Raw genomic sequence first — 23161 nt, forward strand, 5'->3', positions numbered from 1 at the left:
CGGCTGTGTATGATCACTACGGCCCGATGCCGCCCGCCGCTCGCTCCCGCCGGGAAAGGTGAAAGCAACTCTTCCTTATTGATCAGCCGTTGCGCACCGGAGCGACCCGGTCCGCTTTGAACCACGACGATTTGCCCCCGGTATTAAGGATGAACACGCTATGACCACGCAGAACACTTCGCTTCAAGACATCGCTGCGCCTGAAGGCGTTTGTTATGGCTGCGGCAGCCAAAACCCGCACGGGCTGCACGTCAAGAGCTTCTGGCATGAAGACGGGGTGCATGTCATGGCCGAGCATATGCCGGATGACAAGTATTGCGGCTGGCCGGACCTGGTTTACGGCGGTTTGATCGCGATGCTGGTGGATTGCCACTCCAACTGGGCGGCGATGGCTTATCACTACCGGGCAGAACAGCGCGAAGTGGGCAGCTTGCCCCACATCACCTGCGTCACCGGTAACCTGGGCATCAAGTTCATCAAGCCCACCCCGATGGGCGTGCTCCTGACATTGCGGGCAAAAGTCGAGGGCGATGTCGGGCGCAAGAGTCGCGTCATCTGTGAGGTTTTCGCCGGGGATGTCCTGACGGCTGTCGGGGACTCCACTTTTGTCCGCGTCGATACCGAGCAACTCAGGGCCGCCGCGCACGAGCGTCAGGTCGAATCCTGAAGCAAATCAGGCACAGACTGTCGTCGGAAGCCGAAAACACAACCGGGTCACTGTAGGAGCGAGCTTGCTCGCGATGGACTCGAGAGCGCTGCGTTTAGCCAGTAAACACGCGTTATCGTTAACGACCATCGCGAGCAAGCTCGCTCCTACAGTGGCCCGGTTTTTTGTTGCGGATGAGGCTGTCAGCCATCAGTACTGTGCGCGCAGACTCAGGGTCAGCGTGCGCGGGTCGCCGTAGAAGTTGGTGCCCCAGGAGGCATCGACGCGGTCGTAGTACTTGCGGTCGAACAGGTTGTTGGCGGTCAGTGTCGACGACAGGTTTTCGTTGAACTTGTAGCCGACTTGCGCCGTGGCGATGGCAAAGCCGCCTTGTTTGAACTTCACGTCACGCTGGTAGTAGGTGTCGCTGACTACACGCACGCCACCGCCGACGCTGAAGTCCTTGAGCGCACCGTCAGTGAACTCGTATTTGTTCCACAGGTTGAAGTTGTGCTTGGGCGTGATGGTGCTGAAGGTCTTGCCTTTGTTGGCCTGATCGCCGTCCAGGAACTTGGTGGAGGTGTAGGCGTAACCGGTGACGATGCTCCAGTTCTCGGTCAGGTTGCCGCTCAGCTCGGTTTCCCAGCCCTCGCTGCGGGCCTTGCCCTCGGTCATGTAGGCACCGGAGGTGTTGTCGTATTCGGCGCGGTTTTCATCGTAGATGCGAAAGGCTGCGATGCTGGCGTTCAGGCGTCCGTCGTAGAACCCGCGCTTGAGGCCAATCTCGTACTGCTTGCCTTCGCGCGGGCCGACCGGCTGGCCGTCCGTACCGATTTCGCTTTGGGGTTTGAACACGCCGGTGTAGCTGAAGTAGGTCGACAGTTGCGGGGTGATCTTGCCGATGATGGCGCCGTACGGCACGACCTTGCGGTTGATGCTGGTGTGGGCTTCGCCGAAATTGTTGAAGAAGGCGTTGGCGTTCTTCGCGTCGCTTTCGTACCAGGTTACGCGGCTGCCGCCGATGACGTCGAGCCAGTCGGTGACGTTGAACTTGGCGCGGGTGTAGACGCCGTACTGATCGGACTTGGACCAGTTGCCGTTGACGTGCGCATAGTCATTGTGGGGAATGTCGATGCTGCCCGGATCGAACACGTTGATCGGGAAGTACTCGCCGCCGCCGTAGGTAAAGTCTCTGTCCAGATGCTGGTACTCGGCGCCCAGGGTGAACTCGTGCCGGCGATTGGCGAACTCGAACGGCGTAGTGACGAAGCTGTCGACACCGATGGTCTTGATGTGGGTGTAGTAGTCGTAGGCCACGGCCCAGCTGTCACCGGTGGCTGGGTCGACCGCGCCGTCGGCCCAGGTGAAGTTACGCTCCGGGGTTTCGGCGTCGCGGTAGGTCAGGGTGGTCTTGAACTGACCGCCGTTGTCCAGTTCGTGATCGAGTTCGGCGAAGGTTTCCCAGACTTTTTCGTTGAGGGTGTTCCATTTGGCGTCGACGAAGGTCGAGCGCGGCACGTCGAGCAATGAGCCGTCGGCATAGGCCGGCAAGCCGAACGCCGGGGTGGAGTTGTTCTTCTGGTAAGCGCCGCCGACCGACAGGGTGGTGACCGGGTCGAGGTCGAATTCCAGGCGACCGTAGACCATCGGTCGTTCGTTCTTCGCGTAGTCGACGAAGGACTTGTTGTTCTCGTAGGCGGTGATGAAGCGACCGCGCACGGTGCCCTGGTCGTTCAACGGGCCGGTGACGTCCACCGAAGAACGGTAGCGATCGTAGGAGCCGGCGGCCAGTTCGCCACCGAGGGCGAATTTGCTCAGGGCGCGCTTGCGCACCACGTTGATCGTACCGCCGGGTTCACCCGCGCCCTGGTACAGGCCCGACGGGCCGCGCAGCACTTCGATGCGGTCGTACATCGCCAGGTCGAAACTGGTGGCCATGTCGCCCTGGCCGGTGGGTTGCGAGACGCCGTCGACCTGCACCTGGTCAACGAGGAAGCCGCGCATAAAGATGTCGTTGAGGCTGGAGCCGGAGTTGTAGGTCTTGATGGTCACGCCGGTGACCTGACGCAGGGCGTCCTGCAGGCTGTTCAGGTTCTGGTCGTCCATGCGCTGGCGCGTGACGACGGACACCGACTGCGGGATGTCCTTGATCTTGATGTTGCCTTTGCCGATGGTCACTTCATCGCTGGTGTAGGAGTGCGAGCCTTCAGTGGTCGGCCCCAGCGCCACGCCAGTGATGGACGTTGCACCCAGTTGCAGCGCACTGGAGTCGCCGGCCGATGGCACCAGAGACACGGTGTTGCCATTCAACTGAAAATTGATGCCGCTCCCCAGCAGCAAGGTTTTCAGTGCCTGTTCCGGTTCCATGTTGCCGGACACTGCCGTGGACTTGATGCCGTTGACCATGTCCTGGCTGTAGAGAATCTGCAGGTTGGTCTGCTGGCCCAGTTGGCGCAATGCACTGGCCAGCGATTGGGCCGGTACATTGACGTTCACCGGGGCTGCCTCGACCTGGGAAGTGCCCAGCAGCAACAGGGTCAACAGCGCGCCCGGCACGACGGTTCGGAGTTTCTTTTGCCGTTCGATGGCTAATGCCAAGGGTGCGCGGGACAGAGTAGGGCTTTGCATTGCTCGAATCGCTCCAGAATGGTGTGTGCAGTTTTTTAGTTAATGATAATTATTATTAGACGGACCACTTTGGCTAAACCGGAAAACAAACTTCAAAAAACAATGATTTGCGTGCGGCAACGGCACTCAGACGGTTGTGCGCGTAGGTGACGACCCGGCTCGATTCCATGCGCTCCAGAGTTACGCGCAGCTCGGCCTGGGCGGTGGCGAACTGGTCGCGGCCCGGCGGGATGAACTGCCAGGCAGCGGCGGCAACTACGGGGATCAGACAAAGTGCTGCAAGTGGGGCGCGTCGGGTCTGTCGGGCGTTTCATGCAGGGTTCCGGCCTGGGGGAATCGGCCAGTCGTTCAGCGGCGGGTCGATGGCTGAACACAGTCGGCAGGGCCGGGCAGGGATGGGGAGCTGTCCTGTAAACGTAGAAAGCGCCGGGGAATTCAGGTGGTGACACAAACCCTTGTAGGAGCGAGCTTGCTCGCGATGGCATCAAGGACAACGCGTTGATCCAGACAGCACGCGTTATCGTTGACGTCCATCGCGAGCAAGCTCGCTCCTACAGGGTTCGTGACTAAATGCCCGACAAGTTGAACCAGTACTTTAAATCTATATGAGAATTACTATAAATTACGCGGATCAAACTGCCACTATCGTGCCACTGCGTGATTCAGCGGTCGCCGAAACGGTTCAAGGACAGAAACCGCACCCCCGTGCGGACGGGAGTCATGTTGGAAAACTACTATCGCGAGCTGGTGTGTTTCCTCAACGCCAGGCTGGGCAACCGTCAGGTGGCCGAAGATGTGGTGCATGACGCTTATCTGCGCGTGCTGGAACGGACCAGCGATGCGCCGATCGAGCAGCCCCGCGCATTCCTTTATCGCACCGCATTGAACCTGGTCATCGATGACCATCGACGCAACACCCTGCGTCAGGCCGAACCTCTGGACGTGCTCGACAATGAAGAGCGCTATTTCACCCCTTCGCCTCAAAACGTGCTTGATCAAGGCCAGCGCCTGGAAATGCTCCAGCGGGCCTTGGCGCAGTTGCCGCATTTGTGCCGCGAGAGTTTCCTGCTGCGCAAGATCGAGGGCCTGTCCCATTCGCAAATTGCCGAGCAACTGGGCATTTCCCGTGCGATGGTCGAGAAGCACATTGTCAATGCCATGAAGCATTGCCGTATACGGATGCGACAGTGGGACGCCCAGTGATCCTGCGCGGGTAAATTTTTTTTCACGGTCCTCGTTCCTACTCAACAGACGACCTGTTGTGCGGCCCTTGGTGGGTCAGGTCACTTAGGTTCCATGCCCCCGATTTAGAGGGGGAACATTCAGAGGACACTGGACATGACACAGGCAACTGCATCGCCCGCCATGCGTTCCACACCCTGACCACCCTCTCAAAAGCCACCGCCAACGAACGCGGCATCGAACAGGTGTTGCGCAACAACGCCACCGGTTACGAGGGGCAGATGCACCGCAAGTTGCTGGCATCGCTGGAGGAGTACCTGGGGGATTTCGAGGTCGATCGCCACTACAAACTGATCACCGATGAACGCTGCAAGGCCGGCCTCTGCATGCAGGGCTTTTGTCAGGCCAGCCATCGTCGGAACGCCGCCCGGACCAGGCTCGCGCCCACATTTGTCCTGCGAACACCGGTCCATTGTGGGAGCGAGCTTGCTCGCGATGGGGCCATGGAAAACACCACAAACATTGAATCCTGAACCCTTCCTGAAGAACCCCGCGATTCCCCTTCAGCTCGGCAATGCCTGGTTTACTCAGCAAAAACCGGGGCGTAAGCTTCGCGCGTTTTCATCCATTACGGAGGCCCACAGTGGGTACTTGTTCGAGTGACAGTTGTCGGCCGGTCTCGGTAACCGGCATTTTCTCGGCAAGATAACGCGCAGTCTCCTGTGCCGTTGTCTCGCCGAAAAGCGAGCAGCGGCATCCTGATCATGGCCAGTCCTGGCCGTGTCCCGACGTCCCTTCTCATCGACGCTGAACAGTGCGTGGTTTCGACTTTTTGTCGTGGCCGCCGCTCTATCGACACGCCTGTCATTCGTGACCGACGTGCCAGGCCTTGCCATGCCGGTTGTTCCGGCGGCAAAGGCAGGGACCTGCCTGCTCGACGGTTTCCCGGCTGACCAAAGGGGCACCAGCCATGAAACTTACCCTCAAGGAACTCTTCGCAGGTTTCCTGCGCAACCGCCACATCGCCCGGCACTTCCGTCGCCTGGCGTTGCTGGAAACTTTCACCGACACCACGGTCAGCCGTGAAGTCCCACCCACCCTGGCGCAAACCCTGGTGGCCGCTGCCGGTAGCGACACCGGGCAATTGCTCAGCACGCTGGGCAGTCACACCGACGGCTTGAGCGAGCTTGAAGCCGATGCCCTGCGCCAGCAATACGGCCTCAATGAAGTCGAGCATGAACAGCCGCTGCCTTGGTGGACGCACCTGTGGCACTGCTACAAGAATCCGTTCAACCTGCTGCTGACGTTGCTGGCGGTCATCTCCTGGCTGACCGAGGACATGCAAGCCGCCATCGTGATTTTCTCCATGGTGGTGCTCTCGACCTTGCTGCGTTTCTGGCAGGAAACCAAATCCAACCGGGCCGCCGATGCCCTCAAGGCCATGGTCAGCAACACCGCCACGGTGATGCGCCGGGACCTTGAGGAGCACAGCGCGCAGCGCATCGAATTGCCGATCAGGCAGTTGGTGCCGGGCGATCTGATCGTGCTGTCTGCCGGTGACATGATTCCCGCCGATTGCCGGGTGCTCAGCGCCAAGGACCTGTTCGTCAGCCAGGCGGCCATGACCGGTGAATCGATGCCGGTGGAAAAGTTTCCTCGCCAGCAGGATCGCGACACGCTCAATCCCCTGGACCTGGACAACATCCTGTTCATGGGCACCAACGTGGTGTCCGGCACGGCCATGGCAGTGATTCTCACCACCGGCAACAGCACCTATTTCGGTGCCCTGGCCCAGCGCGTAGGCGCAACCGACCGGGCGCCGACTTCGTTCCAGACCGGGGTCAACAAAGTCAGCTGGCTGCTGATCCGCTTCATGTTCGTGATGGCGCCGCTGGTGTTGTTCATCAACGGTTTCACCAAGGGCGACTGGACCGAAGCGCTGCTGTTCGCGCTGTCGATTGCCGTGGGCCTGACCCCGGAAATGCTGCCGATGATCGTCACCTCGACCCTGGCCAAGGGTGCGGTGTTCCTGTCGCGCAAAAAAGTCATCGTCAAACGCCTCGACGCGATCCAGAACTTCGGCGCGATGGACGTGTTGTGCACCGACAAGACCGGCACCCTGACCCAGGACAAGATTTTCCTGGCGCGCAACGTCGATGTCTGGGGCCGCGATTCCGATGACGTGCTGGAAATGGCCTACCTCAACAGCTACTACCAGACAGGGCTGAAAAACCTGCTGGATGTGGCGGTGCTCGAACACGTCGAAATCCATCGTGAGTTGAAAGTCGGCACGGCGTTTCGCAAGGTCGACGAGATTCCGTTCGACTTCACTCGCCGGCGCATGTCGGTGGTGGTCGCCGAGCACGAGCAACCGCACCTGCTGATCTGCAAGGGCGCGGTGGAAGAAGTGCTGGCGGTCTGCTCGCGGGTACGTCACGGCGAAGTCGATGAAGCGTTGACCGAAGAACTGCTGGCGCGAATCCGTCAGGTCACGGCCACGTTCAACGCCGAAGGTTTGCGGGTGGTTGCCGTAGCAGCCCGGTCAATGATTGAAGGCCGCGACACCTACAGCCTGGCCGATGAACAGGCACTGACGCTGATCGGTTACGTAGCCTTTCTCGATCCGCCGAAAGAGAGCACCGCGCCGGCCCTCAAGGCCCTGGCGGCCCATGGCGTGGCGGTGAAAGTGCTGACTGGCGACAACGAACTGGTGACGGCGAAAATCTGCCGCGAGGTCGGCCTGGAACAGCAAGGCCTGCTGATGGGTAATGACATCGAACGCATGAGCGACGCCGAACTGGCGAGCGCCGTGGAGACCACCAATGTCTTCGCCAGACTGACGCCGTCGCACAAGGAGCGCATCGTCCGTCTGCTCAAGGGCAACGGCCATGTGGTCGGTTTCATGGGCGATGGCATCAACGATGCCCCGGCCCTGCGCACCGCTGACATCGGTATTTCCGTGGACAGCGCCGTGGACATCGCCAAGGAAGCGGCCGACATCATCCTGCTGGAAAAGAGCCTGATGGTGCTGGAGGAGGGTGTGCTGGAAGGGCGCCGGACCTTCGCCAACATGCTCAAGTACATCAAGATGACCGCCAGTTCGAACTTCGGCAACGTGTTCTCGGTGCTGGTGGCCAGTGCGTTCATCCCGTTCCTGCCGATGCTGCCGATGCACCTGCTGGTGCAGAACCTGCTCTATGACATTTCGCAGATCGCCATTCCGTTCGATAACGTCGATGACGAAATGCTCAAGCAACCGCAGCGCTGGCAGCCAGCGGATGTCGGGCGCTTCATGCTGTTTTTCGGGCCGATCAGTTCGATCTTCGACATCATGACGTTCGCCTTGATGTGGTACGTGTTCGATGCCAACACCCCGGATCACCAGACCCTGTTCCAGTCCGGCTGGTTCGTGGTCGGGCTGCTGACCCAGACACTGATCGTGCACATGATCCGCACGCCGAAGATCCCGTTCCTGCAGAGCCGTGCGGCCATGCCGTTGCTGCTGATGACCGGACTGATCATGGCCGTGGGGATTTTCCTGCCGATGGGGCCGCTGGCGCATCACTTCAAACTGCAGGCGCTGCCGTCGCTGTACTTCGTGTTCCTGCCCGTGATCCTGCTGGCGTACATGGCGCTGACCCAGGCGGTGAAAGGGTTCTACATCCGGCGGTTTGGCTGGCAATAAGGAATGTCCGCATAACCCTTGTGGCGAGGGGGCTTGCCCCCGTTCGGTTGCACAGCAACCGCAAAACCTGAGAGCACGGTTTACTGGAGGCACCGCGTTTTTCGGTTTTGGGGTCGCTTCGCAACCCAACGGGGGCAAGCCCCCTCGCCACAGGGATCGTGTGTTTCTTAAGGATTTATTATGCAAGCCATCAACAACCTCAACCTGACCTCCCTGCTCGACACCCTGGTCAGCCTCAGCGCGGCATTCATCCTCGGTGGCCTGATCGGTTTCGAGCGTCAGTACCGGCAGCGCACCGCCGGCCTGCGCACCAACGTGCTGGTGGCGGTGGGCGCGGCGATTTTCGTCGACATGGCCAACCGGCTCGCCGGTGCCGAAGGCGCCGTGCGGGTCGTGGCCTACGTGGTTTCCGGCATCGGTTTTCTCGGTGCCGGGGTGATCATGCGCGAAGAGGGCAATGTGCGCGGCCTCAATACTGCCGCGACGCTCTGGACCTCGGCGGCAGTCGGTGCCTGCGCCGGTGCCGACCTGCTGGCCGAGGCGCTGCTTGGCACCTTGTTCGTGCTCGCGGCCAACACCTTGCTGCGACCGATCGTCAACAACATCAACCGTCAGCCGCTGGATGTGATTTCCGCAGAAGTCACCAACATCGTTTATGTCATTGCCCGGCGTACGCAGCAAAAAACCGTGCTGGCCTTGCTCGAAGCCGAACTGGAGCGCAGCAACTATCCGGCCAGCGATGTCGATGTACATGCCTTCGGCACCGATGAAATTGAAATCGAAGCCACCCTGGCGACCACCTCGGTCGATGGTGATGAACTGGATGCACTGGTGGCACGGATTTCGACGTCGACCCTGGTGGTGCAGGCGTTCTGGAGTCCGAGTACCACGGAGTAAAAGCCAGGGTTTCAGGGGCAGAGAGTCATTGGCGAAGCCTTGAGGCGGTTTTGCGTTTTCCAATCAAGAGCCAGAATAACCAGCATTTATTTAGGAATATTCCTACATAAACCTAGGGCGGTCTTCCGTAGGCTTTGCGACCTCTTGAAACCGACATCCTTTTGGAGGTCACCTTGCCGAACAAATCCTTGCGCATCCTGATCGCCGATGCGCAGCACTTCAACCGCCTGCGGATCGAGCGGCTGTTCAACCAGCTCGGCTACTTTCGCGTTGCACCGGTGCACAGCCTCGACGAGCTCCTTGCACTGGTGGAGTACGGTTGCGAGCCTCTGGATCTGGTGCTCGTCAATGCAGCGATGGCCGGCGGAGTGCTGGACCTGTTCGGTTTCCTTGCCGACAACCCGCAGGTTCATCACGCCTTTATCTTCAATGAACAGCAGGCACCAATACCGCCCGTCGCGGGCAATGTCCAGGTCAGCCAGGCCGCTCTGCCGGACCTGGCGTCAATCACGCAGTTGATGAGCGCCGTCGATCCTCGGCTACCGTTCGTCGGAACTGTCATTTCTGTCAGGTAGTTCTTTCCAGCCATCCATGCAAAAGTCTATGCGCAGCGTTGTGCCCAACCGCTGCGGTGCCTGGAGGGCATTTTTTGCCCGATCGTGTTGGTTTGCACGGGAGTTGTCATGAAGTCAGCACTGATTGTGGAAGATCATCCGGTGGTTCGCTCCATGATCACACTCGTACTCAATAAAGAAGGGTTCGAGCAGATTTACGAGGCTTCCCGTGGCGATGAGGTCTTGTCGTTGATCCGGCAGCATCAACCGGATGTCGTGCTGCTTGATCTGGGCCTTCCCGGTGTGGCGGGGCTTGAGGTGATGGATCGCATCAAGGCCGAGGTCACGTCATGCCGCGTGGTGGTGTTCACCTCGCTGGAGGCCCAGTTTTATCAGGATCGCTGCAGGCGTGCCGGGGCTCTGGCCTATGTTTCCAAGAGCAAGGATCTGGATGACTTGAGGGCGGCGGTGAATTGCGTGATGAAAGGCTATACCTATTTCGCCCAGATTCCTTCGAGTTCCGTGTCGATGGGGGAGTTGCAACGCAGTGAAAAGCAGTTGATCGACAGGCTCTCCAATCGTGAATTGACTATTCTGCAGTACCTGGCCCGGGGTTCGAAAAACCTGGAAATCGCCGAGATCATGCACCTGAGCTACAAGACCGTCAGTACCTACAAGACCCGACTTATCCTCAAGCTCAACGTGAGCTCGTCGGTGCACTTGAGGGATTTCGCCCTGCGCAATCATTTGATCTGAATGAACGCACTCCGACGACTGGCAGGTGGGATGCTGATTGGCCTTCTTCTCTGGGCATCGACGGTCTGTGCCCAGCAGTCGTTGACCCTGTTGGGACGCTCGAGTGCCGAAGGCCTGAGCGTCAGGTTGTCGGAAACCGAGTTGCGCTGGTTGCAACAAAAGGGTCGATTGGTGCTGGCTGTCTCGTCGCCGGACTATCCCCCCTTCGAGTTCAACACGGCGGGCAGGGTGTTCGAAGGCGTGACAGCCGATTACGCCGGGTTGCTCGAACAGTTGTTGAACGTTGTCATCGAGGTTCAATGTTATCCGTCGCGGGCCGACGCAGTGCAGGCCATCAAGGAAGGGCAGGCAGACCTGCTGGGAACGGCCAATCGATTTGAAGCCGAAGATCCGCAGCTACAGATGTCCAGCGCGTACGCGGTCGATCAACCGGTGCTGGTCACCCGCACCGATTTCCCTCCGGTGCTCGACCCGACACTGGCCGGCAAGCGGCTGGCGATGCTGTATCACTACCTGCCCGAATACAGCGTGCAACAGTTCTACTCCAAAGCGCAGGTCCAGCTGTTTCCCTCGACACTGGCGGCGATGGGCGCCGTGGCGTTCGGCCAGGCCGATGTCTATCTGGGCGATGCGATCAATGCCCATTATCTGATCAGCAAGAATTACCTGAACAATGTGCACCTGACGGACTTCTCGCCCATGGAGTCCGGGCGTTTTGCCTTTGCGATGGCCCGCGACAACGATTCGCTGTTGCGCATCGTCAACAAGGCGCTGGCGGTCATCCCCACCAATAAACAAATGAACATCCTGCGTCGTTGGGGGGCAAACGGGGTGTCTATCCCCGGCACCCAGTCATTGCAATTGAGTGTGGCCGAACAGCACTGGCTCGAACGCCACCCGCGGGTGAGGGTCGCGATCAACGAAAACATCCCGCCGATTTCATTTGTCGACAGCGAAGGCAAGTTTCGCGGTATCGGCGTCGATGTGCTGGCGAAAATCACTTCGCGCACCGGGTTGCAATTTGACATCCAGGGCATGAAATCAGTGACCGAGATGATGACCGGCATCAAGAGCGGGCAGATCGATGTACTGGCCGGTATCGGTCTCAGTTCCCAGCGTGAAGATGAATTGCTGTTCACCCGCGCGTTCCTGAGCAGCCCGTCGGTGCTGGTGACCCGCGTGGCCGCGGACAGCCCCAGAACGCTGGATGACATGGCGGGAAAAACGCTGGCGCTGACCCAGGGCAACATTGCCGGCGAGTACCTTCGCCAGCATTACCCGCTGATCCAGCCGGTGGATGCGCCATTGTCGACGGACACCATGGAAATGGTTGCCCAGGGCAAGGCCCATGGCGGCATCAACTCGTTGATCAGCGCCCGTTACCTGATTTCCCGGCAGTATCGCGATCGCCTGCAAGTGACCAGCACCGTGGGCACCGACCCCGCCCGAAGCACCCTGGCAACCAGTCGCGAGGCCACCGAACTGCATTCGATCCTGGACAAGGCGCTGTTGAGCATCCCGCCCGAAGAAATTGACGAACTGACCCAACCCTGGCGCTATGACTCGATGGTCGAGCAGAGTTACTGGCTGCGACACCGGCAACCGATCTTGCAGGCGTTTGCGGTGGCGGGTGTCTTGCTGTTGCTCGCGTTGGCCGGGATCGTCTGGCAGCGGCGTCAGATTCGCCAGCGTCAGCAATTGCTCGGGCAACTGCAGGAAGCCAAGGACGCGGCGGACGACGCCAACCGGGCCAAGACCACGTTCCTGGCCACCATGAGCCATGAAATCCGCACGCCGATGAACGCATTGATCGGCATGCTCGAACTGGCGCTGAAACGGGCCGATGAAGGGGAGACCGACCGCGCCGCCATCGAGGTGGCGTCCAACGCCGGGCAGCAGTTGCTGGATTTGATCGGCGACATTCTGGACGTCGCCCGGATCGAATCCGGGCATTTGTCGCTGACGCCGGAGCGGGTCAATCTGCACGCGCTGGTGACGTCGGTCTGCCGGGTTTTCGAAGGGTTGGCGGTGCAGAAGAATCTGCAGTGGCGGGTCGATCTCGACGAACACAGCGACTGTGACGTGATGCTCGATCCCACGCGCTTCAAACAGGTGCTGTCCAATCTGCTGAGCAATGCGATCAAGTTCACCCGGGAAGGCCAGGTGAGCCTGACGCTGCGAGTACGGCCTCAAGCCCCGGCGCACCTCGCCGTCAGCGTACAGATCGAGGACAGCGGCATTGGTATCAGCGCTTTTGACCAGCAACGCCTGTTCAGTTCGTTCGTGCAGGCGGGTAACAGCCAGCAGACGGCCCGGCAGGGTTCCGGCCTGGGCCTGGTTATCAGTCGTACCCTGTGCGAAATGATGGGAGGCCGGTTGCAACTCGACAGTGAGCTTGGGCGCGGCACACGGGTGGACCTGAGCCTGGTGCTGCCCGTCCTGCAGGCTTTGCCGGCCGAAGTGGTGTCCCAGGGTCCGGAGCAACTCACGACCCGGGCGTTGTCGATTCTGGTGGTCGACGATTATCCGGCCAATCGTCAGTTGCTTTCGCGGCAGTTGAGCTACCTGGGCCATTGCGTGGTGCTGGCTGAAGACGGGGCACAGGGGCTTGAGCAATGGCGCGGGCAGGGGTTCGATCTGGTCATCACCGACTGCAACATGCCGGTGCTCAGCGGTTACGAGTTGGCGGGCGCGATACGTGAGCAAGAGCAGGTGCAGCGCCTGTCGCCGACGCTGATTCTGGGCTTTACCGCCAATGCGCAGGCCGAGGAGAAGGCCCGGTGTCGGGCGGCGGGCATGGATGATTGCCTGTTCAAACCCATTCGCCTGGTGGATTTGCAGGCGTGGCTGGCCCAGCGGTTTTCCAGCGGCCCCTCAGCGGCAATCGAGAACCCTGACTTCGCCGAGTTCGATTTGAGCGAACTGGAACGCTATGCGGATTCGGACCGTGAGCTGATCGATCAACTGCTGCGCGATCTGGCGCTGACCAACCGCGAGGATCGTGGGCATTTGCTGGCCTTGCACGCTGGCGACAATCGCCCGGGTTTGCAGGTGCTGGCACACCGGATCAAGGGCGGGGCGCTGATGGTGCGAGCGCTTGGCCTGGTCGAGTGTTGCGAACAACTGGAGCGGGCGTGCAATGACGGTCGCGCGGCACTGATCGACGACGCCGTCGACCAGTTGCAGCATGCCATGGCCCGCCTGGACCGGCGTCTCGAGCAGGATTGAGGCTCAATCCCAGTTCGGCGCGATGCCTTTTGGGCTGGTCAGCCGGTGGCCGCGATCCAGCGTTGCGATCAAGGCCATGTCGGCTTCGCTCAAGGTCAGCTCGCGAGCCTTCAAGTTGCTTTCAAGGTTGGCCCGGCGAGTGGACGACGGGATCACGGCGTAACCCGATTGCATGGCCCAGGCCAGGGTGACCTGAGCCGGCGTCGCTTGCAGGCGTTCGGCGATCTGCTGGATGAGCGGGTCCTTGAGGACTTCACCGTACGCCAGGGTCATGTATGACGTGATACCGATGCCTTGGCGCTGCGCGAAGGCGACGACGTTACGGTTTTGCAGGTACGGGTGCAGTTCGATCTGGTGGGTGGCGATGTGCTCGGCACCGATGGCTGCAATCGCTTGCTTCATCAGGTCGATGGTGAAGTTGGACACGCCGATCTGCCGGGTCAGGCCCAGGTGTTTGGCTTCGAGCAGGGCGCCCATGAATTCTGCGACAGGTACTTGATCGTCCGGCGACGGCCAGTGGATCAGGGTCAGGTCCAGGTAGTCGGTCCGCAGTTTGCGCAGGCTTTCTTTCAGGCTGTCGATCAGACGATCACCGGCCAGGTTGGCGACCCAGATCTTGCTGGTGACGAACAGTTCTTCCCGGGCGATGCCGCTGGCGGCGATTGCCGCGCCGACTTCGGCTTCGTTCTCGTAGATTTGCGCGGTATCGATCGCCCGGTAGCCGAGCGCAAGGCCGGTGCTCACCGAATCGATGACCACCTGGCCTTGCAAGCGAAACGTACCCAGACCGAATGGGGGAATAGACATCAATGACTCCAGAGGTTGCAGTGGGAATGGGCGCGAGTATCCGCGCCTGCATCCGTGAGAAAAACCGCTGGAGCGGCAAAGCAATGTTTACCGTAAGTCAAAAATCATCGGCAGTCTGGTTGGGGGATGGTGTCCGATCCGCCCCCATCGCGAGCAAGCTCGCTCCCACAGGGGATTTGTGGTGAACGCAAATCCCCTGTGGGAGCGAGCTTGCTCGCGATGGGGGCGCCGCAGTTTTGAAGCCTTACCCCTGGCCCCAATCAACTTGTCGCTTGTCGCTCAAAACTCGCCGCTGCCATCAGGCAATATCACTGCGGCTGAATTCTTCCCCGAGAAAGTCGATCAACGTGCGCACCGATGGCAGCAAGCCCCGACGCGAGGGGAAGATCGCATGGATTACACCACTTTTCGGTGCCCAGCCCGGCACCAGTTCCACCAGTTGACCGGCGGCGATTTCATCGCGCACCACCACGCTGGGCAGGTGCACGATGCCGATCCCGGCAACCGCCGCATGGCGCAGGGCCAAAAGGTCATCGGTGACCATCCTCGGCGCGTGACGAATCATCGCGGTGCTGCCATCTGCACCGAACAGTTCCCACTGATACTCGCGTTGCGCCGCGCCCCAGTGCAGGCTCGGCAAGCCGCTGAGGTCGGCCGGGGAGGCCGGTGTCGACAGGCGCGAGACAAAGGCCGGGCTGCCGACCACGCTCTGGGTGCTGTTGCCCAGCACCTTCATCACCATGTCGGTGTTTTCCAGTGGGGGGAAGCGCACCCGCAGGGCAATGTCGAAGCCTTCGTGAATCAGGTCGACCCGGCGGTTGGTGCTCTCGATGAACAACTCCACCAAGGGGTACTTGAGCATGTAGCGGGTCAGCATCGGCCCGACCCAGGAGTTGAGCAGCGCCGTCGGGCAACTGATACGCACCAGGCCCTGGGGCTCGGAGCGGTTGCGCTCGATCAGTTCGGCGGCGCTTTCCGCTTCCACGCGCATGGCCAGGCAGCGCTGGTAATAAGCCTGGCCAATTTCCGTCAATGAGCAATGCCGGCTGGTGCGGTGCAGCAGGCGTACTCCAAGGCGCTCTTCGAGTTCGGCGATGCGGCGGCTGAGCTTGGACTTGGGCATGTCCAGTGCGCGCCCGGCCGCCGCGAAACCGTGATGCTCCACCACCTGGGTGAAGTAATAGAGGGTGTTGAGGTCTTCCACCATCGTTCTCCAAATAGAACGCTAAAGCTGATTTTTGCAGTCTAGCGCAGCAAAGGTCACGGTTTTAAGCTTTGTCCATGGCTTCACTCACCTCATCAGGAGACACCATGAAGAACATCATCGGTATCTACACCAGTCCACGGACCCATTGGGTTGGCGACGGTTTTCCGGTTCGCACGCTGTTTTCCTACGACAACCTGGGCAAACACATCAGCCCGTTCCTGATGCTGGATCACGCCGGCCCCGCTGAATTCTCCCCGACCACCGAACGACGTGGCGTTGGTCAGCATCCCCATCGTGGCTTCGAAACCGTGACTATCGTTTACAAGGGCGAACTGGAGCATCAGGACTCCACCGGCAGTGGCGGCAAGATCGGCCCCGGCGATGTGCAATGGATGACCGCTGCTTCGGGGATCCTGCATGAAGAGTTTCACTCCGAAGGTTTCGCCAGGAGCGGTGGCACCCTGGAAATGGTGCAACTGTGGGTCAACCTGCCGGCCAGGGACAAAATGGCCGACCCCGGCTACCAGACGATTCTCGACCGCGACATCCCGGGCATCGCCTTGCAGGACAACGCCGGCAGCCTGCGCCTGATCGCCGGTGAGTTCGACGGTCACAAGGGCCCGGCGCGCACTTTCACCCCGGTCGACGTGTGGGACATTCGTTTGAATGCCGGCAAGTTGCTCACCCTTGATCTGCATGAAGGGCGTAACACCGCACTGGTGGTCCTGCGCGGCACCGTTCAGGTCAACGGCCTGGAATCGGTGCGCCAGGGGCAACTGGCCCTGTTCGAGCGCAAGGGCGATCAATTGACCCTTGAAGCCGGCGAAGACGCGGTGGTGCTGCTGCTCAGCGGCGAGCCGATCGACGAGCCGATCGTCGGCCATGGGCCGTTCGTGATGAACACCGAGCAAGAAATCCACCAGGCCTTCGCCGACTTCCAGTCCGGTCGCTTCGGCCGGATGCACGCTTAACCCGTTCCGTTTCAACAACCCGTTCTACACAGGATGCGTAGGCCGGTCCGAGGCCAGGGATGGCTGTTGCCTGTAATAAAGAGGAAACACACATGAGTACCGTCAACGCGGCCAATTTCAACGGCCAGAAACCGACCATCGACCCCAACGATGCCGCCATGTTGTTGATCGACCATCAGAGCGGACTGTTCCAGATCGTCAAGGATATGGACGTGCCACAACTGCGCGCCAACGCCATTGCCCTGGCCAAGGCCGCGACCCTGCTGAAAATGCCGGTGATCACCACCGCTTCCGTTCCCCAGGGACCGAACGGGCCGCTGATTCCGGAGATTCACGAAGCCGCGCCCCATGCGCAATACGTGGCGCGCAAAGGTGAAATCAACGCCTGGGACAACCCGGAGTTTCACGCGGCGGTCAAAGCCACCGGCAAGAAAACCCTGGTGATCGCCGGTACCTTGACCAGTGTGTGCCTGGCGTTCCCGTCCATCGCCGCCGTGCATGAAGGCTACAAGGTGTTTGCGGTGGTCGACGCCTCCGGCAACCACTCGAAACTGGCCACTGATCTGACCGTTGCCCGTTTGTCCCAGGCAGGCGTGGTGCCGATCGACATCATGGCTACGCTTTCTGAGCTGCAAGGCTCGTGGAACCGTCCTGATGCCGAGCAGTGGGCCGCTGTCTACGCCCAGGCCATGCCGCATTATCAATTGCTGATCGAGAGCTACCTCAAGGCTCAGCAAGTGGCGAGCGAACACGAGGCACTGGACTCCCAGCGCTAACCGGTTACCCCACGCCGATTTCACTCGGCATCGATATCATGCGAGGACTACTGCAATGAGTACTTCCTACAAGCGTCTCGACAAGAACAACGCCGCGGTTTTGATGGTTGATCATCAGGCGGGCCTGCTGTCTCTGGTGCGCGACATCGATCCGGATCGTTTCAAGAACAACGTGCTGGCCCTGGCCGACCTGGCCAAGTACTTCAAGCTGCCGACCATCCTCACCACCAGTTTCGAAACCGGCCCCAACGGCCCGCTGGTGCCGGAGCTCAAGGCACTCTTTCCGCAAGCGCCGTACATCGCTCGCCCGGGCCAGATCAACGCCTGGGACAACGAAGATTTCGTCAAGGCGATCAAGGATACCGGCAAGAAACAACTGATCATTGCCGGCGTAGTGACCGAAGTCTGCGTGGCGTTCCCGGCCCTCTCGGCCCTGGCCGAAGGTTTTGATGTGTTCGTGGTTACTGACGCATCCGGCACCTTCAATGAACTGACCCGCGAATCGGCGTGGAACCGTATGACCGCTCAGGGTGCGCAATTGATGACCTGGTTCGGCCTGGCCTGTGAACTGCACCGTGACTGGCGCAACGATGTCGAAGGGTTGGCCACGCTGTTCTCCAACCACATTCCGGATTACCGCAACCTGATGACCAGCTACAGCACGCTGGCCAACAGCAAGTAACTCCGGCATCACGCATCCCCCTGTGGGAGCGGGCTTGCTCGCGAAGACGGATTCACTTTCAGCATTTTTGTTGGCTGACACACCGCCATCGCGAGCAAGCTCGCTCCCACATTTGTTTTTGTGGCGATTGCAGAATCCAGCCAAATCAATTGCTCCTACACTAAGGCCAATCCATGCGATCTTTGCGTTATTGGCCCTGGCTGGAGTTGCTTGATGCTGTCATTGCTCACCGAACACCCGCTGATCTGCGCAATGGCGCTGATCCTGATCGATCTTGGTTTGTGGTACTTGCTCAGCGCCCTTGGCAGTGCCTGGCGGCTGCTGGTGCGGGTGGTGATTTTTTCGTTGTTCAGCCTGCTGTTGTTCAACGAAGGCCTGAACCCGATGGAACCGCCGCCCTGGGCCGACAACGTAGCGTTGCACCTGGCGGCCACCGGGTTGCAGATTGGTTGGTGGTTGTTCGGCGCGCGGACCCTGACCGTGCTGATCGGCGCGGTGATGATGCAACGGGTCGGGCATACCGGGCGATTGCTTCAGGATTTGCTCGGTGCCGTGATTTTCCTGATCGCGATCATTGCCGCCCTGGCCTACGTACTCGATCTACCGGTCAAGGGGGTGCTGGCGACGTCCGGTGCGTTGGCGATCATTGTCGGCCTGGCCTTGCAAAGTACCCTCAGCGACGTGTTTTCCGGGATCGTCCTGAACACCACCAAACCCTATCAACTGGATGACTACATCTCCATCGACGGCATGGAAGGCCGGGTCACCGACATCGACTGGCGCGCCACGCGCCTGCAAACCTCCCAGGGTTGCATGGCGGTCATACCCAACTCCCTGGCGGCCAAGGCCAAGATCATCAATTTCAGTCGGCCGAGCGACATGTTCGGAATCTCCGTCTCCCTGGAAGTGAGCCCGCATGCGCGGCCGAACACGGTGATCGATGCCTTGGAGCGGGCCATGCAAGGCTGCCGTGCGCTGCTGGATACACCATCGCCGAGTGTCGGCCTGAAAAGTGCCAGCAACACCGGCGTGGTCTATGAAATCAGCGGGTTCGTCGCGTCGATGGACGAGAAGCGTTCGGTGCGCAACCAACTGTTCGACCTGGCCTACCGGCACTTGCAGGCGTCCGGCGTCAACCTGCTGTCGAGCGTGGAACCCAGCCCGCCAATCAATTCGACACGCAAACGGGCGTTGCTGGACAGCTCGCCGATTTTCTCCACCCTGCGTCAGGAAGAGAAAGACACGTTCAGCCAGAACATGACCCTGCAAACTTTTCGCGCCGGGGAGGTGATTCTGGAAGCGGGGGAGGTCAGCGATCACTTGTTCATTATCGAGTCCGGCGTGATTTCGGTGACCTTGATGCGCCACGGAGCGCCATACGAATCCGGACGCATGGGGCCGGGGGAGGTGATCGGAGAGGCGGGTATTCTCACTGACAGCGCGCTACCTGCGCAGTTTACCGCCAAGACATTCTGTGGCCTGTACCGTATCGAAAAGTCATACCTCAAGCCGTGCCTGGATGCCCGTCACGACATCAACAATGCAATGAAGGCCTTGCTCGATTACCGGCTGCAAAAAGCGAAGGCCCTGACTCAGGAGCTGCCGGTGACGGTGGCGAAAAAGGGCTTTCTGCAGTGGTTGCGCAATCGGGTGTGAAGGGGGGGCCAGGCGGCGCGTTCAAGGTCCTGACGACGCCAGTGGCCTCCTCGACTTCTGAAAAATTGGCTATTTGTGTATTCCGGCCGAGGGACTAACGTAGCGACACACCCACTTGCCCTGGAGTACGCCATGCAATCGCGTATCGATTTTTACACCGCCAGCCCCGACGCCCTCAAAGCCATGATTGCCCTGGAAACTGCTGTTTCCAAACTGCCGCTGGAAAAAAACCTGGTCGAACTGGTCAAGCTGCGCGCCTCGCAGATCAACGGCTGTGCCTTCTGCATCGACATGCACACCGCCGATGCGATCAAGGGTGGCGAAACCCCGCGTCGTCTGTTCGCCGTGACGGCCTGGCGCGAGGCGCCGTTTTTCACCGAGCGTGAACGCGCTGCGCTGCTGTGGACTGAATCCCTGACCCAGCTCAGCCTGACCCACGCCCCGGACGAAGACTACGAAGCGGTCAGCGCGCAGTTCACGCCCAAGGAAATGGTCGACCTGACCGTCGCCATCAGCACCATCAACAGCTGGAACCGCCTGGCGGTCGGCTTCCGTAAAATGCCTCAGGCCTGATTCTCAACAATCCGCCGATGCCTCAATGGGCATCGGCACTCGGCGCGGCCGGTGGTTGCACCTTGCGCATCAGGGGCACCATTGCCGTGGCGATGATGAAGCAGACCATGATCATCAAAAATGCGTCGCCATAGGTTTGTGTCTGGGCTTCGCGGTAGGTCAGCAACCATAGCTGATGCAGGCTGGCGGTGACCCCGGCGTCACCGCTCTGGCCGAGGGCGGTGAAGTTGTTGCCGACCTGGGACAGCCATTGGTTGAGCGCCTCGTTGGTGCTGTTGAGGTTCTCCGCCAGCCGGGTGAAATGCAGGTTGGTGCGGTCGTTGAGGATGGTCGCACACGCTGCGATGCCGATAGCCCCGCCCAGGTTGCGCATCAGATTGAACAACCCTGACGCATGTTTGAGCCGTGCCGGCGCCAGGCCGCCGAGGGTCAGCGTCACCGCGGGCGGCACCGCCAGTTGCTGGGCAATCCCGCGAAAAGCTTGCGGCAGCATCAATTCCCTGGCCCCCCAGTCATGGGTGATCGGGCTGAAATCCCACATCGATAACGCGAACAGCCCAAGGCCGGTCATCATGATCCAGCGCAGGTCGACGCGGTTGGCCAGAAAGGCGTACAGAGGAATCGCCATGATCTGGAACACTCCGGTGGAGAAAACCGCCAGACCAATGTCCAGCGCTCCGTAGCCACGCACCCGACCGAGGAACAGCGGCGTCAGGTAAATGGTGGCGAACAGGCCGATGCCGGTGACGAACGAGAAAAAACAGCCAAGGGCAAAGTTGCGATCCTTCAAGGCGCGCAGATCGACAATCGGGTTGGCCACGTGCAGGGTCCGGCCGATGAACGCCAGGCCGGCCAGGCCGCTGATCCACGCCGTGGTCAGGATCGTGCGGTCGCTGAACCAGTTCCAGCGCGGACCTTCTTCGAGGGTGTATTCCAGGCAGCCGAGAAACAGCGCCAGAAACACCATGCTCAAGTAATCCGCGCCTTTGAGCAGCGACAGTTCCGGCTGGTCGATCTTGACCAGCATCGGCACGGCGACCGCGACGAAAATCCCCGGTACCAGGTTGATGTAGAACAGCCAGTGCCAGGACGATATGTCGGTGATCCAGCCACCGATCACCGGTCCCAGGGTTGGTGCCAGGGACGCCACCGCGCCGATGGTGGCGGCAGCGATGACCCGTTGCTTGCCAGTGAAGAACACGAAGGCCGTGGTGAACACCAGCGGGATCATCGAGCCGCCCAGAAACCCTTGCAGGGCGCGGAAGGCGATCATGCTCTGGATGTTCCAGGCCACGCCGCACAGCAGGCTGGTCAGGGTGAAACCCACCGCCGATGCACAAAACAGCCAGCGCGTCGAAAATACCCGCGACAGCCAGCCCGACAGCGGGATCACGATGATTTCGGCGATCAGGTAACTGGTTTGCACCCACGCGGTTTCGTCGGTGCCGGCGGAGAGCCCGCCGCCGATGTCACGCAACGAAGCCGAGACAATCTGGATATCCAGCAGCGCAATGAACATGCCGATGCACATGCTGGCAAAGGCGAAGACCTTGGTTGCCGTCGCCATGTTCGCGGCATTGAACGGTTGCGCCGGGGCGGCGAGGGCGCGGCTCATGGCGCGCTGGCCACGGCTGGCGCTTCAGGTGCCTTGCGCGTGTCCACTTCAGCGGTCACCGACAGCCCCGGACGCAGGTGGCCGAGCACACTGTCGGCCGGGTCGAGGTGAATCCGCACCGGCACCCGCTGCACGATCTTGGTGAAGTTGCCGGTGGCGTTTTCCGGTGGCAACACGCTGAATTGCGAACCGCTGGCAGGAGCGAGGCTGTCGAGGTGACCGTGGAATTCCTGACCCGACAGCACGTCGGCACGGATCACCACCCGTTGCCCCGGCACCATGTGTGCCAGTTGGTCTTCCTTGAAGTTCGCATCGACCCACAGACCGCTGGTCGGCACCACCGAGAGCAATTGTGAACCGGCCTGGGCATAAGCGCCGACCCGAGCCCGGCGATTGCCGATCACACCATCAACCGGTGCCTTCAGTTCGGTGTAGCCGACATTCAATTGCGCCAGATCACGTTCGGCTTTCGCTTGTATCAAAGCGGCACGGGCCTGCTGTTTCTGGGTGTCGATCACATTCAACTGGCGTTGTGCGGCCAGCAGTTCAGCCTGGGCGCGGTTACTTTGGGCCTGGGCCGTCTTGAACGTGGTATTGGCCCGCTGGGCGCTTTCCACCGAGACGGCGTTGGTGATCACCAGTTTTTTGTAGCGGGCATCGTCATCCCGGGAACGGGTGGCTTCGGCACCGGCGGCGTCGATGCCGGCGCGGGCCTGGCCGATGACGGCCTGTTGCAGCTGTTCGGTGGCGTCGAGGTTGGCCAGCAAGGCTTCCTGGGCGGCCACTGCGCCTTCGGCCTTGGCCAGGTTGGCACGGTAGTCGCGTGAGTCGAGACGGATCAGCACGTCGCCAGCCTTGACCTGCTGGTTATCGGCCACCAGCACTTCGTCGATATAACCCGCCACCTTCGGCCCGATCACCGTCACATCGCCACCGATGTAGGCGTCGTCGGTTTCTTCGATAAAGCGTCCGGCGCTCCACCAATGCGCGCCATATACACCGGCCAATACCAACGCTGCGATGCCCACTGTTGGCAGCAGCAGGCGTTTGAGCAGGGGAGGTTTGGCGGCAGTCACCGGGGCAGCCAGGTCGGGTTCAACGGTGGGCATGCTGGTCATGGAGGATTACCTGTTGGAGCGGTGGTTAATTATGATGGATGTAATATGACGCATGTAATATTTTGTGGCAAATGGTTTTTGCTGCCGGTCGTCAGGTGGTTTCCCCGCAAAGATGAGCTTCTAGGTGCGCTGGAGAACCACTGTGGGAGCGAGCTTGAACTGGTCAACTAATTTTGGACA

Annotated in this window: 17 protein-coding genes and 1 pseudogene; 13 read left to right on the forward strand and 5 right to left on the reverse strand. The window is 60.5% G+C overall.

Annotation, left to right across the window (positions count from 1 at the left end; translation table 11 throughout):
• Nucleotides 1–160 precede the first annotated feature (160 nt).
• A complete protein-coding gene (locus PMI29_RS11635) occupies nucleotides 161–667 on the forward strand; it encodes a PaaI family thioesterase (protein ID WP_007999635.1) in 507 nt (168 codons plus the stop codon).
• Nucleotides 668–856: 189 nt separating this feature from the next.
• Here the strand turns inward: PMI29_RS11635 and PMI29_RS11630 are convergent, their stop codons facing one another.
• Nucleotides 857–3274, reverse strand: a complete 2418-nt coding sequence (locus PMI29_RS11630; RefSeq protein WP_007999637.1) for a TonB-dependent siderophore receptor — start codon at nucleotides 3272–3274, stop codon at nucleotides 857–859.
• 720 nt (nucleotides 3275–3994) lie between these two features.
• Between PMI29_RS11630 and PMI29_RS11625 the strand changes: the two genes are divergently transcribed.
• The 7 genes and pseudogenes from PMI29_RS11625 (at nucleotide 3995) to PMI29_RS11600 (ending at nucleotide 13576) form a co-directional block, all read left to right on the forward strand.
• The gene (locus PMI29_RS11625) at nucleotides 3995–4477 is read left to right on the forward strand and encodes a sigma-70 family RNA polymerase sigma factor (protein ID WP_007999639.1); all 483 of its coding nucleotides are present in this window, start codon (nucleotides 3995–3997) and stop codon (nucleotides 4475–4477) included.
• 152 nt (nucleotides 4478–4629) lie between these two features.
• A pseudogene (locus PMI29_RS31240) lies at nucleotides 4630–4982 on the forward strand (ornithine monooxygenase); the annotation flags it as partial.
• A 444-nt stretch (nucleotides 4983–5426) separates the two neighbouring features.
• Nucleotides 5427–8141, forward strand: a complete 2715-nt coding sequence (mgtA, locus tag PMI29_RS11620; protein ID WP_007999642.1) for a magnesium-translocating P-type ATPase — start codon at nucleotides 5427–5429, stop codon at nucleotides 8139–8141.
• A gap of 180 nt (nucleotides 8142–8321) precedes the next feature.
• The gene (locus PMI29_RS11615; RefSeq protein WP_007999644.1) at nucleotides 8322–9038 is read left to right on the forward strand and encodes an MgtC/SapB family protein; all 717 of its coding nucleotides are present in this window, start codon (nucleotides 8322–8324) and stop codon (nucleotides 9036–9038) included.
• Nucleotides 9039–9211: 173 nt separating this feature from the next.
• The gene (locus PMI29_RS11610) at nucleotides 9212–9613 is read left to right on the forward strand and encodes a chemotaxis protein CheY (RefSeq protein ID WP_007999646.1); all 402 of its coding nucleotides are present in this window, start codon (nucleotides 9212–9214) and stop codon (nucleotides 9611–9613) included.
• Nucleotides 9614–9721: 108 nt separating this feature from the next.
• Nucleotides 9722–10348, forward strand: coding sequence for a response regulator transcription factor (locus tag PMI29_RS11605; protein WP_007999648.1), 627 nt, complete (start codon nucleotides 9722–9724; stop codon nucleotides 10346–10348).
• Between the two features lie 30 nt (nucleotides 10349–10378).
• On the forward strand, nucleotides 10379–13576 hold the full coding sequence (locus tag PMI29_RS11600; RefSeq protein ID WP_007999650.1) for a transporter substrate-binding domain-containing protein: 3198 nt from the start codon (nucleotides 10379–10381) through the stop codon (nucleotides 13574–13576).
• A gap of 3 nt (nucleotides 13577–13579) precedes the next feature.
• Here PMI29_RS11600 and dkgB read toward each other — a convergent pair whose 3' ends face one another.
• Both dkgB and PMI29_RS11590 read right to left on the reverse strand, forming a co-directional pair.
• Nucleotides 13580–14383, reverse strand: coding sequence for a 2,5-didehydrogluconate reductase DkgB (gene dkgB / locus PMI29_RS11595; RefSeq protein ID WP_007999652.1), 804 nt, complete (start codon nucleotides 14381–14383; stop codon nucleotides 13580–13582).
• 298 nt (nucleotides 14384–14681) lie between these two features.
• On the reverse strand, nucleotides 14682–15590 hold the full coding sequence (locus tag PMI29_RS11590; protein WP_007999653.1) for a LysR family transcriptional regulator: 909 nt from the start codon (nucleotides 15588–15590) through the stop codon (nucleotides 14682–14684).
• A 104-nt stretch (nucleotides 15591–15694) separates the two neighbouring features.
• Here PMI29_RS11590 and PMI29_RS11585 point away from each other — a divergent pair, with 104 nt between their 5' ends.
• The 5 genes from PMI29_RS11585 (at nucleotide 15695) to PMI29_RS11565 (ending at nucleotide 20248) form a co-directional block, all read left to right on the forward strand.
• The gene (locus PMI29_RS11585) at nucleotides 15695–16561 is read left to right on the forward strand and encodes a pirin family protein (RefSeq protein ID WP_007999655.1); all 867 of its coding nucleotides are present in this window, start codon (nucleotides 15695–15697) and stop codon (nucleotides 16559–16561) included.
• Between the two features lie 92 nt (nucleotides 16562–16653).
• Complete coding sequence (locus tag PMI29_RS11580; protein WP_007984214.1) at nucleotides 16654–17337, forward strand: isochorismatase family protein; 684 nt, start codon at nucleotides 16654–16656, stop codon at nucleotides 17335–17337.
• A gap of 55 nt (nucleotides 17338–17392) precedes the next feature.
• On the forward strand, nucleotides 17393–18019 hold the full coding sequence (gene ycaC, locus PMI29_RS11575; RefSeq protein ID WP_007999658.1) for an isochorismate family cysteine hydrolase YcaC: 627 nt from the start codon (nucleotides 17393–17395) through the stop codon (nucleotides 18017–18019).
• Nucleotides 18020–18232: 213 nt separating this feature from the next.
• Complete coding sequence (locus tag PMI29_RS11570; RefSeq protein ID WP_007999660.1) at nucleotides 18233–19675, forward strand: mechanosensitive ion channel domain-containing protein; 1443 nt, start codon at nucleotides 18233–18235, stop codon at nucleotides 19673–19675.
• A 132-nt stretch (nucleotides 19676–19807) separates the two neighbouring features.
• Nucleotides 19808–20248, forward strand: a complete 441-nt coding sequence (locus PMI29_RS11565) for a carboxymuconolactone decarboxylase family protein (RefSeq protein ID WP_007999662.1) — start codon at nucleotides 19808–19810, stop codon at nucleotides 20246–20248.
• A gap of 22 nt (nucleotides 20249–20270) precedes the next feature.
• Here PMI29_RS11565 and PMI29_RS0130250 read toward each other — a convergent pair whose 3' ends face one another.
• On the reverse strand, nucleotides 20271–21863 hold the full coding sequence (locus tag PMI29_RS0130250) for a DHA2 family efflux MFS transporter permease subunit (protein ID WP_033052496.1): 1593 nt from the start codon (nucleotides 21861–21863) through the stop codon (nucleotides 20271–20273).
• Nucleotides 21860–22981: an HlyD family secretion protein gene (locus PMI29_RS11560; RefSeq protein ID WP_007999666.1), complete on the reverse strand. Its 1122-nt coding sequence runs from the start codon at nucleotides 22979–22981 to the stop codon at nucleotides 21860–21862. Before PMI29_RS11560 ends, PMI29_RS0130250 begins: the two co-directional genes overlap by 4 nt.
• Nucleotides 22982–23161: the final 180 nt, after the last annotated feature.

Origin of the sequence: Pseudomonas sp. GM49, from assembly GCF_000282355.1 — a bacterium.
Taxonomy (GTDB): Bacteria; Pseudomonadota; Gammaproteobacteria; order Pseudomonadales; family Pseudomonadaceae; genus Aquipseudomonas.

Coding starts and splice junctions, on each gene's coding strand:
- PMI29_RS11635 (WP_007999635.1), top strand. CDS start 161: ATGACCACGCAGAACACTTCGCTTCAAGACATCGCTGCGCCTGAAGGC.
- PMI29_RS11630 (WP_007999637.1), bottom strand. CDS start 3,274: ATGCAAAGCCCTACTCTGTCCCGCGCACCCTTGGCATTAGCCATCGAA.
- PMI29_RS11625 (WP_007999639.1), top strand. CDS start 3,995: ATGTTGGAAAACTACTATCGCGAGCTGGTGTGTTTCCTCAACGCCAGG.
- mgtA (WP_007999642.1), top strand. CDS start 5,427: ATGAAACTTACCCTCAAGGAACTCTTCGCAGGTTTCCTGCGCAACCGC.
- PMI29_RS11615 (WP_007999644.1), top strand. CDS start 8,322: ATGCAAGCCATCAACAACCTCAACCTGACCTCCCTGCTCGACACCCTG.
- PMI29_RS11605 (WP_007999648.1), top strand. CDS start 9,722: ATGAAGTCAGCACTGATTGTGGAAGATCATCCGGTGGTTCGCTCCATG.
- PMI29_RS11600 (WP_007999650.1), top strand. CDS start 10,379: ATGCTGATTGGCCTTCTTCTCTGGGCATCGACGGTCTGTGCCCAGCAG.
- dkgB (WP_007999652.1), bottom strand. CDS start 14,383: ATGTCTATTCCCCCATTCGGTCTGGGTACGTTTCGCTTGCAAGGCCAG.
- PMI29_RS11590 (WP_007999653.1), bottom strand. CDS start 15,590: ATGGTGGAAGACCTCAACACCCTCTATTACTTCACCCAGGTGGTGGAG.
- PMI29_RS11585 (WP_007999655.1), top strand. CDS start 15,695: ATGAAGAACATCATCGGTATCTACACCAGTCCACGGACCCATTGGGTT.
- PMI29_RS11580 (WP_007984214.1), top strand. CDS start 16,654: ATGAGTACCGTCAACGCGGCCAATTTCAACGGCCAGAAACCGACCATC.
- ycaC (WP_007999658.1), top strand. CDS start 17,393: ATGAGTACTTCCTACAAGCGTCTCGACAAGAACAACGCCGCGGTTTTG.
- PMI29_RS11570 (WP_007999660.1), top strand. CDS start 18,233: ATGCTGTCATTGCTCACCGAACACCCGCTGATCTGCGCAATGGCGCTG.
- PMI29_RS11565 (WP_007999662.1), top strand. CDS start 19,808: ATGCAATCGCGTATCGATTTTTACACCGCCAGCCCCGACGCCCTCAAA.
- PMI29_RS0130250 (WP_033052496.1), bottom strand. CDS start 21,863: ATGAGCCGCGCCCTCGCCGCCCCGGCGCAACCGTTCAATGCCGCGAAC.
- PMI29_RS11560 (WP_007999666.1), bottom strand. CDS start 22,981: ATGACCAGCATGCCCACCGTTGAACCCGACCTGGCTGCCCCGGTGACT.